Here is a 2951-nt window from a genome sequence, read left to right on the forward strand (position 1 = left end):
GCCCTCCTCCCGTCGGGTCCCGTATCGGGTCCGGCGTCGGCTCCCGTGCCGGGGGTGGCGATCATCGCCGCCATCATCGCTGTCGCCGTCGCCACGACTGTCGTCGGCGTCGGCTTCGGGGTAGAACTGCTCGCGACCGCTTACGGGAACCCACAGCGGGTGATCGGCGCCTACTGCGCCCTGCTGGGCGTCCTCGCCGTACTGGGCTGGTCACTGCGGCAACGGTCGGGGCCGCCGGCCGCGCTGTGGGCAGGTGGCCACGATCACCGGCCCCGGCCACCCCGACAGCCCGGAACCGCGCGGTCATGACCGGGATCATTCGACCAACGCCGGTTCCCATCGGCGCGAGACACCTCTGGGTGGAGGACGATGCCCACGACGCCACCCCCGGCGCAGCCGGAGAACACAGCGCAACCGGAGAACACAGCGCAACCAGGGAATACGGCACAGCCCGCGGACACACCACCCGGGCAGCGTCCCGGCCGGTCCCGCGACGCTGCCCGCCGCGACGCTGCCCGCCGCGACGGTGGCGGACCCGGCCGGGACAGCCAGGACGGTGACGCCGAGCTGCGACGTGGGCTGCGCCGGATGCGGACGATCGCGACCGGCCTGCTGGTCTTCGTGGTGGTCGTCTACATCGTGTTCTGGCGCTGGGAGTCCGGTGGCGGGCCGGGCTGGGCAAGCTATGTCCGGGCCGCGGCGGAGGCGGGCGCGGTGGGAGCGCTCGCCGACTGGTTCGCGGTGACCGCACTGTTCCGCCGGCCGCTGGGTCTGCCCATCCCGCACACGGCGATCATTCCCAACCGCAAGGATGACCTCGGCCGCAGCCTCGAGCGGTTCGTCACCGAGAACTTCCTGGCCGACGCGGTGATCCGGGAGAAGATCACGAGCATGGGCGCCGCCGTCCAGATCGGCACCTGGCTCGGTGACCGCAGGCATGCCGAAAAAATCACCGCGGAGGCGTCCAGCCGGCTGGTCGAGGCGATCTCGAGCATCCGGGACGAGGTGACGCTGGAGGTGGTGGAAAAGACCATTCTCACCAGGGTGATGGATCGTCCCTGGGCTCCGGCCGCCGGCACGGCGCTCGGCCGGATCGCCGACGGCGGCCTGCACCACCGGCTCGTCGACGTGATCGCCGTCCAGGCGGAGACCTGGCTGCGCAACAATCCTGACACGGTGATGCGGATCGTCGCCGAGCAGGCGCCGTCGTGGTCGCCGAAGTTCGTGGACGAGGCGATCGCGGCCCGTGCGTACGCGGAGGCGCTGCGGTTCGCCGCCGAGGTCCGCACGGATCCCAACCACCTGCTGCGCAGGGCCCTGGACGACTTCCTCACCCGGTTCGGCGAGCAGCTGCGTACCGATGCGGACACCGCCGAACGGGTGGAGAAGTTCAAGGAACGCATCCGCGACCATCCCGAAGTCCACCAGGCGGTCGTGGCGATGTGGAACGCCACCAGGTCCATCCTGACCGACGTCGCCGGCGACCCCGACAGTGCGCTGCGGACGCGGATCACCGACGAGCTGCAGGCACTCGGTGGACGGCTGGTCACCGAACCCCAGTTGCGGGCAAGCGTCGACACCGCCGCCACCGAGATCATCTCATGGCTCGTCCGGCGGTACCGGTCCGACATCGCCGCGGTGATCTCCGACACGATCGCGAACTGGGAACCGACCGAGACCGCCGTCAAGGTCGAACTGCACGTCGGTCGTGACCTGCAGTACATCCGCATCAACGGCACGGTGGTCGGGGCGCTCGCCGGCCTGGTCATCCATCTGCTGACCAACCTGCTGCTGTGACCAGCCTGCGATCGTGATCTATCTGCCGTCGTCACCTGTCCGCTGCGTGGCCGGCCCGCTGCCGTGACCGGCGGTGCACGGTGTCGCACCTGCGCAGCGCCGGGGTGCGCGACGTCTCACCCCCGATGGGTGCGCCACCCTTAGCACCCGCGGTCGTGATCGGTGTACCCTGAGACCGCTGGCGGCCATGAGCCGTCCATGATGTGTGGTTTTCCAGCCACACATCAGAGGTCCGTGTGACAGCAGGTCGGTGTGAGCCCCGGTGAGGGTTCACCCGCTCATGCTCTGGTGACGCGGCCCGAAGCGGACGCACGACTGCTGCCACACAATCGCCGCGGTTCCCCCGGCGACCTCGACACGACGGACGGAAGAACCCTGTCTCAGCACGGTGACACTCAGCCCTCCCCTGCCCGCCGCCGCTCCCGGCCCGCACGAGGCGCCGCCTATCGCGGCCGCGGCGGACCCCGTTCGGGTGGCAAGCAGAACGGACCGAACCGGTTCGCCACGCCCGCACAGCCGGCCCTGCCGACCCGCGAACCGCGGCCGGCGGTCAGCTCCTTCGCGGACGCGGGCCTGCCCGCCCCCCTCGTCTCCGCCCTCGCCCGGCAGGGGATCACCGCCCCGTTCCCGGTGCAGGCCGCGACCCTTCCCGACGTCCTCGCCGGTGAGAACGTGCTCGGCCGCGCAAGCACCGGCTCGGGCAAGACCCTCGGGTTCGGCCTGCCGATGCTCGCCGAGCTCGCGAAGAACCGCGCGGTCACACCGGGACGTCCACGCGGCCTGATCCTCGTCCCCACCAGGGAACTCGCCCAGCAGGTCCATGACGCCCTCGACCCGCTGTCCAGGCCCCTGGGCCTGCGCCTGCGCGCGGTGTACGGCGGGACGTCGATCTCCCGTCAGATCAGTTCGCTGCGGCGTGGCGTGCACATTGTGATCGCCACACCCGGACGCCTCACCGACCTGATCGAACGCGGCGCCTGCTCCCTGGAGGACGTCGCGATCACCGTGCTGGACGAGGCCGACTACATGTGTGATCTCGGCTTCCTGCCGGCCGTGCGAGCGCTGTTGGACGCCACCCCCGCCAGCGGCCAGCGGCTGCTGTTCTCGGCAACCCTCGACCGTGAGGTGGAGGTGCTGGTCCGCCAGTACCTGCC

Annotated in this window: 2 protein-coding genes and 1 pseudogene; all 3 read left to right on the top strand. The window is 70.7% G+C overall.

The window, feature by feature from the left end; translation table 11 throughout:
- A pseudogene (locus DD1DGNOD_RS17995) lies at positions 1 to 309 on the top strand (hypothetical protein); the annotation flags it as partial.
- A 60-nt stretch (positions 310 to 369) separates the two neighbouring features.
- Positions 370 to 1797, top strand: a complete 1428-nt coding sequence (locus DD1DGNOD_RS18000) for a DUF445 domain-containing protein (RefSeq protein ID WP_241255815.1) — start codon at positions 370 to 372, stop codon at positions 1795 to 1797.
- 522 nt (positions 1798 to 2319) lie between these two features.
- The coding region (locus DD1DGNOD_RS29750; protein ID WP_346434346.1) for a DEAD/DEAH box helicase at positions 2320 to 2951 on the top strand (632 nt) is incomplete at its 3' end.

This window comes from Candidatus Protofrankia californiensis, assembly GCF_900634765.1.
Lineage (GTDB): Bacteria > Actinomycetota > Actinomycetes > Frankiales > Frankiaceae > Protofrankia > Protofrankia californiensis.